This is a genomic window from Arthrobacter sp. GMC3 (assembly GCF_002929305.1).
Lineage (GTDB): Bacteria > Actinomycetota > Actinomycetes > Actinomycetales > Micrococcaceae > Specibacter.
In genome coordinates this window covers 100,771-113,071 of the sequence record NZ_PJIO01000008.1, presented here as the reverse complement: position 1 = coordinate 113,071, position 12,301 = coordinate 100,771, and the positions used below count along the sequence as shown (strand labels likewise).

The window sequence follows — 12,301 nt, the reverse complement described above, 5'->3', positions numbered from 1 at the left end:
ACTACCTGGCCCGGGCAGCCCGCCGAGCTGCGGCCCCCGCTAAACCACTGGATGTGCCGGAAGTCGAGTTCGGTGATGAACCGGCAGGCTGGGCCGGAACGGGAATCCGGGCCAGGGCGTCGGCAATAACATCGGCAGCAGTGACGCCCATGCTGGCGGCTTTGCGTTCAACAATCAGGCGGTGGGCCAGCACGGGTTCTGCCAACTCGCGGATGTCATCCGGCAGGACGAATCCGCGCCCGGCCAACGCTGCCGACGCCTTCGCGGCCCGCAACAATTGCAGGAGCGCTCGCGGACTGGCGCCCAGGCGCAACTGATCGCTGTTGCGCGTTGCCCCGCCCAGGGCCACCGTGTATTCCTTCACGGCCGCTGAAACGTGCGTGGCGGCAACCACCTCAAGCATGGCGGCGACGTCGGCGGTGGTGGCCACGGGGCGGATAGCATCCAGTGGATTGACCCATTGGTGGGATTCCAGCATGGCCAGTTCAGCCGTGGTGTCCGGGTAGCCCAAGGAAATTCGGGCCATGAAGCGGTCTCGCTGCGCTTCCGGAAGCGGGTAGGTGCCTTCCATTTCAATCGGGTTTTGCGTGGCAATGACCATAAACGGCTCGCTGAGGCCATAGGTGGTGCCATCCACGGTGACCTGGTGTTCTTCCATGGATTCCAGCAGTGCCGACTGGGTTTTGGCTGAGGCCCGGTTGATCTCATCCCCGATGACCAGATTGGCAAAAATGGCTCCGGGGCGGAAGTCAAAAGATTGGTCTTGCTGGTTGTAGATTGACACGCCCGTGATGTCGCTGGGCAGCAGGTCAGGGGTGAACTGGATCCGGCTCACCGAGCAGTCAAGAGTACGGGCCAGGGTCTTGGCGAGCAGGGTCTTGCCTACGCCGGGCACATCCTCCAGGAGTAGGTGTCCCCGGGCCAGCAGCACGGTCAGCGCCAAGGCCACAGCTTCTTGTTTACCGTCGATCACGGTGTTCATGGCCGTCATGATCTCCGAGCTGAGTTGGGCAAACCTCTCTGCAGTCATCCTCGTGGTGGCGTTGGCCTGCCCCCTAGCCGGCACAGCTACGTTCTCGGGGGTGCCGGCTTCCGTCAGTGTCTCGCGAGGGTGCATACCCAACCTTCCAGGCCAGTGTGGCGTTCGTCTCATTTAATTGTGCTCCACGGTACTAGTATGCGCGGCAGAATGCAGAACATGACCCGTTCTGCTGGGTAAAGTTGAGCTCATGTGCACGCAGGAAGTCCCCCGCCCCTACCGCCGCGACGCCGCGCCAGCGCCGGAATCCCTCCAGCAGGCAGGCGAGCAGCCCGACGGCGGCAAGCCCCGCCCCGGATTTGCCCCGGCCCCGCTGCGCCTACCGGTTCCCGTCTACGACAACCACACGCATTTTGACTTTGATGATTCGTCGTTGGGGCATCAGGTGGGGTTGAAGGAGGCGCTGGACGCCGCCGAGGCCGTTGGTGTTGCTGGTGCCGTGCAGGTTGGCTGCGATTTGGCGTCCTCCCGGTTCACCGTTGAAGCGGTGGATGCCGATCCCAGGGTTCTGGGGGCCGTGGCCATTCATCCCAATGACGCGCCGGAGTTGGCAGGTGCCTCAACGGCTGACGGCGTCTCAGCCCTGGATGCCGCCTTGGCGGAAATTGATGCACTCGCCGCGCACCCGCGAATCCGTGCCATCGGCGAGACCGGACTTGACTACTTCCGCACGGGTCCCGAGGGTGTGGCAGGGCAAAAGTACTCGTTCCGCCGGCACATTGAAATTGCCAAAAAGCGCTCGCTTGCGCTGCAGATCCACGACCGTGACGCCCACAGCGACGTGGTGGATGTGCTGCGGGAGGAGGGTGCGCCGTCGTGCGTGGTTTTTCACTGCTTCTCGGGCGACGCCGAACTGGCCAAGATCTGCAACGAGAACGGCTGGTACATGTCGTTTTCGGGGACGTTGACGTTTAAAAATGCAAAAAATTTGCGCGAGGCGCTGGCGGTGGCCGATCCGGCCCTGCTGCTGGTGGAAACCGACGCCCCATTTTTGACGCCGCACCCGCACCGGGGGCGCCCCAATGCCAGCTACATGCTGCCGTACACGGTGCAATCCATGGGTCAATTGCTGGGGTACGAACTGGCCGATTTGGGGGAGTTGCTGCGGGCGAATACGGAGGCCGTTTACGGCTCTTGGGACGCCTGATCCAAGGTGTTGATCGTTACCTTTCCTTGTCTAAATGGTAACGAACAGGTTACGCTCGATAACTATTAGCCGTGGTCGGGGAAGACCAACGGAAATGTTGCTGGGTGATCCACCGTTCATTTGGATGGCCCAGCTGCCGTTCGGAACGAACAGTTGTGCACGTCTTTTTCCTTGGATTTCCTTGGGTAAAAAACGTGCACAACTGTTCGCCATTCCCCGTGCCCGGGTGCTCTAGTAGTTACGGGAACAAGTGACTTTTCTCTTCTCCACCAATGGCAAGCCGAACGTTTTCAAGATTGCCGGGCAGGCCACCGTCGCCCTGGCCCTCGTGGCAGGACTGGTGACCTTCGCAGGCGCTAACAAGTCCGTCTCGGTCACGGTCGACGGACAGGCAAATTCAGTCCAAACATTTGGTGGCTCCGTAGCCCAGGTCCTGGACGCGGCAGGGGTCAAGGTTGCTGCAGGAGATGCCGTCACACCGTCGCTGACCACGGAAGTGGGCAACGGCACCGACATCACTGTCAACACGGCCAAGAAGATCACCGTGAACCTCGACGGCGCCGAACACAAGGTCACCACCACCTCGGCCAAGATCGGCGGCTTGATCAGCCAGCTTGGCATCGCCGCCAATGCCAAGGTCTCCCTCCCGGCCGATGCCATCCTGGCCAACTCCAGCGACATCAGCATCATCACCCCCAAAGTTGTCACCGTGATCGCCGACGGTAAGAAGAACGTCACCACCACCACCGCCGAGACCGTCGCCGACGTCCTCGCCGCCTCCGGGGTCACTGTAGCCCCCACCGATCTTGTCTCCGTTCCCGGAGTGGCCAAGGTCGTGGAGAACATGGTGGTCAAGGTTTCCCGCGTCAACAACGACGGCGCCACCTCCGAAACCTCCGCAGTTCCCTTTGATACCGAACAAGTGGTTGACCCCAACCAGTTCAAGGATGAGAAGTCCACCACCCGCGCCGGTGTGGCCGGCACGTTGGAAAAGACTTTCCGCACCGTCACCATCGATGGCAACGTGGTTAGCAAAGCCGAGACCGGTTCAAAGGTTCTCACCCCGGCCGTAGCAGCACAGGTGACCGTGGGTGGCAAGGACCGCCCGGCCAAGGAAGCCGCAGCCAACACCGGCGCAGCGGCACCGGCCATGTCCAACGAGGCCATGTGGGACGCCATCGCGCAGTGCGAATCAACCGGGAACTGGTCTATCAACTCCGGCAACGGCTACTACGGCGGACTGCAGTTCGACATCTCGTCCTGGCTTGCCAACGGCGGCGGCGCCTACGCTCCCAACGCCAGCCTGGCCACCAAGGCTCAGCAAATTGCCGTAGCCAACACTTACTACGCTAAAGCCGGTCTGGGCCCGTGGGGTTGCGCCCACGTGGTTCGCTAAACCGACCAAGGCCACAAAAGATGGCGGTACGCTCCCCACAGGTCCTGAGGACCAGCGGGGAGCGTCCCTATTTAATAGCGGATACGATTGTCCAGTGACCAAGCCCGAGCCCAGCCCCGCACCCCAGCCACTTTTAGGCGCCACTGAGATCCGCCGCCTTGCGGAGGAAATTGGTGTGCGCCCCACCAAAACGCTGGGCCAGAACTTTGTCATTGACGGCAACACCATCCGCCGCATCGTGGCAGCGGCCAAAGTTGACCCAGCCGAGACCGTGTTGGAGGTGGGCCCCGGACTGGGCTCGCTGACCCTGGGATTGCTCGACGCCGCCGCACGCGTGGTGGCCGTAGAGATCGACCCTGTACTGGCTGCGAAGCTGCCCTCCACCGTGGCCGCCTTCCGCCCCGAAAAAGCAGGGAACCTCGACGTCGTCCTTTCCGATGCCATGCGCGTCACCGAACTTCCGGCCAAGCCCACCGCCCTCGTGGCCAATCTGCCCTACAACGTGGCGGTCCCGGTGGTGTTGCACCTGTTGGAGCACTTCCCGTCCTTGAAGCACGGGCTGGTCATGGTTCAGGACGAGGTGGCCGACCGCATGGTGGCCGGGCCCGGCTCCAAGACGTATGGGGTGCCCTCGGTCAAGGGCGCCTGGTACTCGCAGATGCGCAAAGCCGGTGTGATCGGCATGAACGTGTTTTGGCCCGCACCGAAAATCTCCTCCGGCCTGGTCGAATTCACCCGGCGCGAACCCCCCGTCACCCATGCCAGCCGCGAAGAGGTGTTCGCCGTGATCGATGCGGCGTTTGCCCAGCGCCGCAAGACCCTCCGCGCCGCCCTGGCCGGCTGGGCCGGGGGAGCGGTGGAAGCGGAGAAGTTCCTGCGCATCGCCGGCGTTGACCCCAGTGCCCGCGGGGAAGTGATCGACGTGAACGCGTTCGCTCGCATCGCCGAAGCCAAGAACCCACTGCTGGCTTGAGCCCCGTGGAGAGAGAACGCGCGCTACCGGGCGGGGAAGACTTCGACTGGGCGGGACGGCCCCGGCACATTGGTGTCAAGGCCCCCGGCAAAATCAACGCGTCCTTCAAAGTGGGGCCGTTGCGGTCAGACGGCTACCATTCGGTGGCCAGCACCTACCTGGCCGTCTCCCTTTACGAGGAGGTTCGGGCCACGGCCAAGCCCGGCACACCGGCCAGCGACATCACCGTCAGCATCAGCGAGAACAGTTCACTGGCACCGCATCTGCTGGCAAACATTCCCCTGGACGGGCGCAACCTTGCCGTCCGTGCGGCAAAACTTGTCGCCGACGTCAGCGAGAACGCCTGTGGTGTGCACCTGGAAATCACCAAGCACGTCCCCATAGCCGGGGGTATGGGCGGCGGTTCGGCGGACGCCGCGGCCGCACTGGTTGCCTGCGACGCCCTCTGGCATGCCGGCCTCTCACGCGAGGAACTGGCACACCTCGGAGCCGAGCTCGGCGCAGACGTGCCATTCGCGCTTCTTGGAGGGGCCGCCGTCGGGCTGGGCGTGGGCGACAAACTCACCGCAGCCCTGGCGCCAGACCCGTTGCACTGGGTGTTGGTGTTGTCCGAGGCGGGGCTTTCCACTCCCGTTGTCTATGGGGCTCTGGATGAGCTGCGTGATGGCCGCGAAATTCAGGAGCCCACGGAAGTGGATCCGCAGATCCTGGCGGCCCTGCGCGCCGGGGATCCCGCCTTGCTGGCGCCCTGCCTGGGTAACGACCTGCAGGAGGCGGCCGTCTCGCTGGCTCCCGGGCTGGCAACTGCCCTGCGTGCCGGCAGGACCGCTGGTGCGCTGGCGGCACTGGTGTCGGGCTCCGGTCCCACCATTGCCGTGCTGGCCCAGAACGAGCAGCACGGGCGTGAACTAGTGACAGATTTGACTGCGGCCGGCTATGTTGCCCTGGCCGTGCAAGGCCCCGTCCACGGGGCACACAGAGTATTCGACGCATGATTTCCTCAATGAAAGTGGTTTGACGTGGCACATCTCCTTGGAGGAGAAAACCTCACCATCGCCTTTGCTACCCGCACCGTCCTGGACGGCGTGACGGTGGGGCTGGAAGAGGGCGACAGGATTGGCATTGTGGGGCGCAACGGTGATGGCAAGTCCACGCTGATGCGCCTGCTCTCCGGACGGCAAACTGCCGATTCCGGCCGTGTCACTGTGCGCGGTGGGGTCCATGTGGGCTACCTGGATCAGTCTGACGTGCTCGACGGCGACAGCACGGTGGGCTTTGCCATCGTGGGTGAGTCCGCCGATCACGTGTGGGCATCCAACCCGAAGATTCGCGAAATCATGGGCGCCCTGGTGGGTGAGGTCGACTGGGACGCGAACATCCACTCGCTCTCCGGCGGGCAGAAGCGCCGTGTGGCCCTGGCCAAGCTGCTCATTGGCGATGACGATGTCATCATGCTCGATGAGCCCACTAACCACCTGGACGTGGAGGGTGTGGCCTGGTTGGCCAGGCACCTCAAGCAGCGGTGGCGTGCCAACGAGGGTGCCTTCGTGGTCGTGACCCACGATCGCTGGTTCCTCGATGAAGTCTGCAACCGCACCTGGGAAGTTCACGACGGCATCATTGACCCGTTCGACGGCGGATATGCCGCGTATGTACTGGCCCGCGCCGAGCGTGACCGTGCCGCGTCCGTGATGGAATCCAAGCGTGTTCAGCTGGTGAAGAAGGAACTGGCCTGGCTGCGCCGCGGCGCCCCGGCCCGGACGGCCAAGCCCAAATTCCGCATTGAGGCCGCCAACGAGCTGATCGCCGATGTCCCCGAGCCGCGCGACACGGTGGCCCTGTCCAAGATGGCCACCGCGCGCCAGGGCAAGGACGTGCTGGATCTGGAGAACGTTTCCCTTGCCTACGGGGATAAGGAACTCTTCGACAACATCACTTTGCGCCTTGCCCCGGGGGAACGCCTAGGTATTGTGGGTGTCAACGGTGCCGGCAAGACCACCTTGCTGCGGTTGCTCAACGGTGAAATTGAGCCCACCTCCGGGCGCTTGAAGCGCGGCAAGACGGTGCAGACCGCCGTGCTGACCCAGGAGGTCCGCGAGCTTGACGATGTCATGAGTATGCGTGTCATTGAGGTCATCGAACGGGAGAAGCGTTCCTTCGAGGTTGGCGGCAAGGACATGACGGCGGGGCAGCTCGTGGAGCAGCTCGGCTTCACGAAGGACAAGCAGTGGACCATGGTCAAGGACCTCTCCGGTGGTGAGCGCCGTCGTCTGCAACTGCTGCGCCTGCTGGTCGGTGAGCCGAACGTGCTGATGCTCGATGAGCCCACCAACGACCTCGACACCGACACCCTTGCCGCCGTTGAGGACGTGCTGGACGGCTGGCCGGGCACCCTGGTGGTGGTTTCTCACGACAGATACCTGTTGGAGCGGGTCACCGACCACCAGATGGCGTTGCTCGGGGATGGCCAGCTTCGCGGGCTGCCCGGGGGAGTGGACCAGTACTTGGAACTGCGAGAAGCTGCGTTGGCGGGCAAGTCGTCCTCGGCAGCCTCCCAAGGCGCCGCAGCGCCGTCGGGTCCCTCCGAAGCCCAGAAGCGCGATGCCCGCAAGGTCTTGAACCGCCTGGAGCGTCAGCTGTCCAAGAATTCCGCGGCCGACGCCAAGGTTCACGCGCAAATGGCCACCAGCGTAGGCGACTATGACGCCCTTGCCGGGCTCAACGCAAAGCTGGCAACGCTGGCCGAGGAGCGGGCTGGCCTGGAACTCGAATGGCTGGAGGCCTCCGAGGTCCTCGAATAGGCTCCTGGGTTCTGCGCACCGTTAGTTGGGAATGGTGCGCCACTTTCAAAGTGGCGCACTTTTGACCGGGTATGGTGCGCTGCCCCAAAGCTAGGCCTCCCTCCACACCCCGTCTGGCCCTCGTTCTTGTCCACACCTTCGACGGCGGGGCTCCCGAGCCCCGCATTTTGAGGGCAGGCTGGTGCCATGAAGCCACAGACAAGCACCCAAAAATCGGTCGAAGCCACCATTGCGAGGTGGGGCACTGCGGCTAGACGCAAGGACTTGATACTGAGCGGGCTGACGGACTGGGACCTCACCCAAGCTGTTTCCTCTGGCCGTATTTACAAGGTTGAACGTGGTGTCTTCGCTTTGCCGAGTGCAAGCGATCAAGACCTGCATTTGGCCGCTCACCAGGCATACCTGGATTGTTTCAATCGGGCCGAACAATTAGGGCTTTGGGTACTGCGTGTCCCGGCGTCCACCCACGTGGCAACGGCGCATGGGCGGCCCGTTCCCGGGTGTTTTGTGCACAGAATCCGGGGGCGGCTGACGCTTTGGGATGTTCTAAGACACTGCGTGCAGTGCGGAACCGACATCGAAGCGCTTTGCGTCCTGGAATCTGCCGTAGTGCTAAAGAAGTGCACTCTAGAGCAGCTGCGAAGCAATTTTCAAAGGCGCAATGATGCCCGCGCCCGGCGCATCATCGACATGATTGATCCTCAGTCTCAATCGATTGCCGAAACTTCGGGGCGCTACCACCTCCGCCAGGCCGGCCATAACGTTCAAGGGCAGGCCGCCATTCGAGGTATGGGGCATCTGGACCTGCTGGTTGAGGGCGTTCTTGGAATTGAAATCGACGGAGAGAAATTCCACAACACCGCCCAAGCATGGGCCGAAGATTTGCGACGCTACAACGTCCTTGCCATCCGGGGCGTACCAACCTTGCATATCAAGGCCAGCGATGCGCTCTACCACCCCGAGACCCTGATCGATTTGGTGCGAATGGCGCTTCAGGGCATCAATTCTGCGCACCGTTAGCCGAGTGTGGTGCGCCACTTTCAAAGTGGCGCACTTTTCGCGCCGAGTGGTGCGCTGACGTCGAATGTGTTGTGAATTTTGACACGTCGCCACAGGTTTTTTGCCCGGCGCACGGGTCCCAACTCGCGAAATCACTCCCAGCCATGGCACACTATATTCTCGTGAGCTACGCGTTATGGCACTAGATCACATTCCGCTCTGGTGTAATGGCAGCACCCCAGCCTTTGGAGCTGTGGAGTATAGGTTCGAATCCTATGGGCGGAACAGTAGAGAAATCCGGGCGATGTTGTGAACGGGTAACATGGACTTGTTTCCCATTGCGTACGTTTGAAAACGGACCCCGGTCCGGGTAGGAGCGCCACTTAGTGAGCCCCCAAGACACCAACTCATTCAACCCTTCCGCCGTTATTGTGCTGGCGGCCGGTGCTGGTACCCGGATGAAGTCTCGGACACCAAAGATCCTGCACCCCATCGGCGGCGTATCCATGGTGGGCCATGCTCTAGCCGCAGCACGGGGCCTGAACCCCGACCGCCTGGCCGTCGTCGTCCGGTTTGAACGCGACGCAGTGGCCAAACACATCCAGGCACTTGATCCTCAGGCGCTCATCGTGGACCAGGACGAGATTCCCGGCACGGGCAGGGCCGTCCAGGCAGCAATGGAAGTCCTAGACGCTAATGCTGAAGTCACCGGAACAGTGGTTGTCACCTATGGCGATGTCCCCCTGCTGACCACCGGACTACTCACCGAACTCGTGGAAACTCACGTCCAGGACGGCAACGCTGTCACGGTCCTCACGGCAGTCCTCGATGACGCAACAGGATACGGCCGTATCCTGCGCCACAGCAGCGACGGTACGGTCCTTGGCATCCGTGAGCACAAAGACGCCACCGACGCCGAACGAGAAATCGGCGAAATCAACTCGGGCATCTACGCCTTTGACGCCGCCGTCCTGCGCACGGCCTTGAAGAATGTCACCACCAGCAACAATCAGGGCGAGATGTACCTCACCGACGTCCTCGGCCTGGCCAGGAACGACGGCGGTCGCGTCGCCGCGGTAGTCACCACCGACCGCTGGCAGGTTGAAGGCGCCAACGACCGCGTGCAGCTGGCCACCCTGGGCGCCGAACACAATCGCCGGATCGTAGAATTCTGGATGCGCGCCGGTGTCAGCATCATCGACCCCGCCACCACGTGGATCGATTCCACCGTCACCCTGGACGAAGACGTCACGATCCTGCCCGGCACCCAGCTGCACGGGAAAACCACTGTGGCGCGCGACGCCGTCGTCGGTCCCGATTCCACCCTGACCGACGTCCAGATTGCGGCAGGGGCGGAAGTAACCCGCACGCACGGCTCCGGCGCCATCATCGGTGAAGGCGCCCACGTGGGTCCCTTTACCTACCTGCGCCCGGGGACAGTCTTGGGTGCCGACGGCAAAATTGGCGCGTTCTATGAGACCAAGAACGTCACCATCGGCCGCGGCTCCAAGCTCTCCCACCTGGGTTATGCCGGGGATGCCGAGATCGGTGAGGACACCAACATTGGCTGCGGCAACATCACTGCCAACTTCGACGGCGTGAACAAGCACCGCACCATCATCGGCTCCGGCGTGCGTACCGGTTCAAACACCGTGTTCGTGGCCCCCGTAACCGTTGGCGACGGAGCCTTCACCGGTGCTGGCGCCATTGTGCGCAAGGACGTTCCCGCCGGTGCGTTGAGCCTGACGGTGGCCCCACAGCGCAACGCCCAAGGCTGGACAGCGGCGAACCGCCCCGGCAGCATCCCCGCGCAGGCAGCCGAAAAAGCTGCCGAAAATGCCGGCAACTAAGACTTCTCACCTACCCCACCACTGCGAGAAAGCGATCCCATGAGCGAACTTAGCCACAATGTCGACAAGAAACTGGTCTTGGCGTCCGGCCGCGCCCACCCCGAGCTGGCCGAGGAAGTGGCGCGCTGCCTGAACACCGAGCTGCTGCCGATGTCCGCCTACGACTTCGCCAACGGCGAGATCTACGTCCGTTCCGGTGAGAGCGTGCGCGGCAAGGAAGTGTTCATCATCCAGGCCCACCCGGCCCCGTTGAACAACTGGCTCATGGAGCAGCTGATCATGGTCGACTCCATGAAGCGTGCCTCCGCCCGTGGCATCACCGTGGTGGCCCCGTTCTACCCCTACTCACGCCAGGACAAGAAGGGCCGTGGCCGCGAGCCGATCTCTGCCCGTCTGGTCGCGGACCTGTACAAGACCGCCGGTGCTGACCGCATCATGAGCGTTGACTTGCACACCGCGCAGATCCAGGGCTTCTTCGACGGCCCCGTTGATCACCTGTTTGCGATTCCGTTGCTGGCTGATCACATTCGCACCATCGTGGGGGACGACGACGTCACTGTTGTCTCGCCCGATACCGGCCGTGTGCGTGTGGCTGAGCAGTGGGCCGAGCGCTTGGGTGGGGCTCCGCTGGCCTTCGTGCACAAGTCACGTGATTTGACGGTGCCGAACCAGGCTGTTTCCAAGACCGTGGTGGGACAGGTTGAGGGACGCACCTGCGTTTTGATCGATGACATGATCGACACCGGTGGAACCATCGCAGGCGCTGTTCGTGTTCTGAAGGATGCGGGCGCCAAGGATGTCATCATCGCCGCCACGCACGCCATCTTCTCTGATCCGGCAGCTGAGCGTCTGGCCAACTGCGGTGCCCGCGAAGTGGTTGTCACCAACACGCTGCCCATCCCGGAAGAGAAGCGCTTCCCCACGCTGACCGTGCTCTCCATTGCACCGTTGCTGGCTCGCGCCATCAAGGAAGTATTCGAGGACGGCTCAGTAACCAGCCTCTTCGACGGCAACGCCTAACCAGCGAGCTGCTCGACACCGGCAGTGGCTTTTGGTCGCCAACGGTGGTGGCCCGGCATTTTTCCGGCTGCTATCCGGCCTGCCGGCCGCGGGCGGCCTCGCTGGCCTCCTTTACGCAGCCTACAAAAAATGCCGGCTCCGCCACCTTGCACCGAGCGTCGCGGCGGAGCCGGGGTTTCGTAGGCGACGTCAGTCCCCAAGCGCTCCCACTACTCGTAAGCTCGCAGCGGGTCGCTCGCGCTTGGGGGCCAGCCAAAGGCCGCCCGCGGCCGACGCGTCGGATAGTCGGACGGAAAAATGCTGGGCCGGGGCGTCACGCCCACAGTGCTGGCCGGCCGCCGTCGTTCTGGTAGGATTGTCCAGTAAACCTTGGCGAGGGACGCTTGCGAAAGCAAAGAGTCCGTGATCGACTAGGTCTTCTACGCTCCTTGCATTCGTGTGGTGGATTGTGTTGACCTGTTTAGTCCACGCCCACCCTAGTGAATGAAGGAGCTTTTTTCATGACTGAATTGAACCTGATCGGTGAAGCACGCAACGAGTTCGGCAAGGGCGCTGCACGTCGCATCCGCCGCGCCAAGCAGATCCCCGCAGTAATCTACGGACACGGTGTTGCTCCCTTGCACATCGTTCTGCCGGAGCGCGAAACCGTTCGCGCCATCCGCGGCGCCAACGCACTGTTGACCGTCACGGTTGATGGCGTTGAGCACCTCGCCCTGGTGAAGGATGTTCAGAAGGACCCCGTACTTCAGATCGTCGAGCACATCGACCTGTTGACCGTCCAGAAGGGCGAGAAGGTTGACGTTGACGTTCCCGTCGTCATCGTTGGTGAAGCTGCTGCCTCGGTTGTTGTCAACCAGGAAACCATGACCATCAGCCTCTCCGCTGATGCAACCCACGTGCCCGTTCACGTCGAGGTTGACATTGCTGGCCGCACCGCCGGCGCCCACATCCACGCTTCCGACTTGGTCCTGCCGACCAACTCCGAGCTGGTTACCGAAGGCACCGTGCTGATCGTTCACTTCGCTGAGCCGGCCGTTGTCGCTGAAGCTGAAGCAGCTGCAGAGTAATAATCACCT

The 12,301-nt window shown here is 62.7% G+C and carries 10 protein-coding genes and 1 tRNA gene; 10 read left to right on the top strand and 1 reads right to left on the bottom strand.

Going from position 1 to position 12,301, the window contains the following annotated elements; all coding sequences use genetic code 11:
* Position 1: 1 nt before the first annotated feature.
* Positions 2 to 1,117, bottom strand: a complete 1,116-nt coding sequence (locus tag CXQ94_RS13980) for a MoxR family ATPase (RefSeq protein WP_219817058.1) — start codon at positions 1,115 to 1,117, stop codon at positions 2 to 4.
* Between the two features lie 112 nt (positions 1,118 to 1,229).
* Between CXQ94_RS13980 and CXQ94_RS13975 the strand changes: the two genes are divergently transcribed.
* The 10 genes from CXQ94_RS13975 (at position 1,230) to CXQ94_RS13930 (ending at position 12,292) form a co-directional block, all read left to right on the top strand.
* Positions 1,230 to 2,186 (top strand): TatD family hydrolase, encoded by a 957-nt coding sequence (locus tag CXQ94_RS13975; protein ID WP_104091188.1) that lies wholly within the window; start codon positions 1,230 to 1,232, stop codon positions 2,184 to 2,186.
* A gap of 250 nt (positions 2,187 to 2,436) precedes the next feature.
* Positions 2,437 to 3,582, top strand: a complete 1,146-nt coding sequence (locus CXQ94_RS13970; protein WP_104091187.1) for a resuscitation-promoting factor — start codon at positions 2,437 to 2,439, stop codon at positions 3,580 to 3,582.
* Between the two features lie 94 nt (positions 3,583 to 3,676).
* Entirely contained in the window at positions 3,677 to 4,555 is an 879-nt protein-coding gene (rsmA, locus tag CXQ94_RS13965; protein WP_104091186.1) for a 16S rRNA (adenine(1518)-N(6)/adenine(1519)-N(6))-dimethyltransferase RsmA, read from the top strand.
* 5 nt (positions 4,556 to 4,560) lie between these two features.
* On the top strand, positions 4,561 to 5,550 hold the full coding sequence (locus CXQ94_RS13960) for a 4-(cytidine 5'-diphospho)-2-C-methyl-D-erythritol kinase (RefSeq protein ID WP_258067101.1): 990 nt from the start codon (positions 4,561 to 4,563) through the stop codon (positions 5,548 to 5,550).
* 24 nt (positions 5,551 to 5,574) lie between these two features.
* Positions 5,575 to 7,356 (top strand): ABC-F family ATP-binding cassette domain-containing protein, encoded by a 1,782-nt coding sequence (locus CXQ94_RS13955; protein ID WP_104091184.1) that lies wholly within the window; start codon positions 5,575 to 5,577, stop codon positions 7,354 to 7,356.
* A 264-nt stretch (positions 7,357 to 7,620) separates the two neighbouring features.
* Positions 7,621 to 8,376 carry a hypothetical protein gene (locus CXQ94_RS22905; protein WP_146070321.1) on the top strand — a complete coding sequence of 252 codons (756 nt, stop codon included), beginning with the start codon at positions 7,621 to 7,623 and terminating at the stop codon, positions 8,374 to 8,376.
* A gap of 192 nt (positions 8,377 to 8,568) precedes the next feature.
* Positions 8,569 to 8,640: transfer RNA gene (locus tag CXQ94_RS13945), tRNA-Gln, on the top strand.
* Between the two features lie 101 nt (positions 8,641 to 8,741).
* Positions 8,742 to 10,205 carry a bifunctional UDP-N-acetylglucosamine diphosphorylase/glucosamine-1-phosphate N-acetyltransferase GlmU gene (glmU, locus tag CXQ94_RS13940; protein WP_104091182.1) on the top strand — a complete coding sequence of 488 codons (1,464 nt, stop codon included), beginning with the start codon at positions 8,742 to 8,744 and terminating at the stop codon, positions 10,203 to 10,205.
* Positions 10,206 to 10,244: 39 nt separating this feature from the next.
* Positions 10,245 to 11,225: a ribose-phosphate diphosphokinase gene (locus tag CXQ94_RS13935; RefSeq protein WP_104091181.1), complete on the top strand. Its 981-nt coding sequence runs from the start codon at positions 10,245 to 10,247 to the stop codon at positions 11,223 to 11,225.
* Positions 11,226 to 11,725: 500 nt separating this feature from the next.
* Complete coding sequence (locus tag CXQ94_RS13930; RefSeq protein ID WP_104091180.1) at positions 11,726 to 12,292, top strand: 50S ribosomal protein L25/general stress protein Ctc; 567 nt, start codon at positions 11,726 to 11,728, stop codon at positions 12,290 to 12,292.
* Positions 12,293 to 12,301: the final 9 nt, after the last annotated feature.

Excerpts from the sequence above, each read along its gene's own strand:
- CXQ94_RS13980 (WP_219817058.1), bottom strand. The coding sequence starts at position 1,117 with ATGCACCCTCGCGAGACACTGACGGAAGCCGGCACCCCCGAGAACGTA.
- CXQ94_RS13975 (WP_104091188.1), top strand. The coding sequence starts at position 1,230 with ATGTGCACGCAGGAAGTCCCCCGCCCCTACCGCCGCGACGCCGCGCCA.
- CXQ94_RS13935 (WP_104091181.1), top strand. The coding sequence starts at position 10,245 with ATGAGCGAACTTAGCCACAATGTCGACAAGAAACTGGTCTTGGCGTCC.
- CXQ94_RS13930 (WP_104091180.1), top strand. The coding sequence starts at position 11,726 with ATGACTGAATTGAACCTGATCGGTGAAGCACGCAACGAGTTCGGCAAG.